General features: G+C 50.3%; 1 protein-coding gene. It reads right to left on the bottom strand.

What is annotated here, in order from left to right:
• Nucleotides 1-496: 496 nt before the first annotated feature.
• Nucleotides 497-715 (bottom strand): polymer-forming cytoskeletal protein (locus AWU74_RS07010; RefSeq protein WP_162504985.1); only part of this gene is annotated, 219 nt, incomplete at its 5' end.

Below are 715 nucleotides of genomic sequence, written 5' to 3'. Positions count from 1 at the left end.
ACCGGCGCTACCGAGCGGGCTTTGCTGAAGTTTCCACCAGTAAGGCTACCGAGCAATCCGACCGACAGGCGAAAGCCTTTGTGCCGTACTACGGGTAAGCATTTACCACGGCTGCCGTGAAGGATTAGTTGCAGGCGGAAGCCATAGGGCGGACGAGAGGCTACCGTGCCTGCCGAGCGATATGCCGACAGGCGAAAGCCTATAGCCGTAATACGGGTAAGAACCTACCGTGGTTATCAAGAAGGCTTGCCGGGGGCGGGAAACCTATAGGGCGGATAAGCATTTACCGGGGCTACCGAGCAATCCTGTGCTTTGTAGCGGAGATTTTATTATTCGGAAAATTTAGCTTTCCGAACAAAGCCATTAAAACCGCGAAACGAAGTGCATTCCGTAAGGTCTGAGCGAGAACTAACCTAAATTTTTGCTCAAGCTAAATCTGTTTTTGGTTGTTTCAACGCTTTCGAGAGCGGCTGTTTGCATTCGGCGGACGAAACACTCAAATATCTGATGTTTCCGACGGCGCATCAACCATAGAAACCTGCCCGCGAAAATCAACGTTATCACAAATTCTCAGTTTTACTGTGATAACATCGCCGACTATCTGCGCACCGTTTCGCATCTCAAGCAGCGAAGCTGCCTGTATATTTCCCGTTACGTTACCCGAAACAACAACGGTATTTGACTTCATCGCACCGACCGTACAGACCGCCGAATT

It is taken from the genome of Treponema endosymbiont of Eucomonympha sp., from assembly GCF_001028545.1.
Note: the sequence above shows the minus strand (reverse complement) of the source record. Positions and strands in the feature narration are given on the sequence as shown.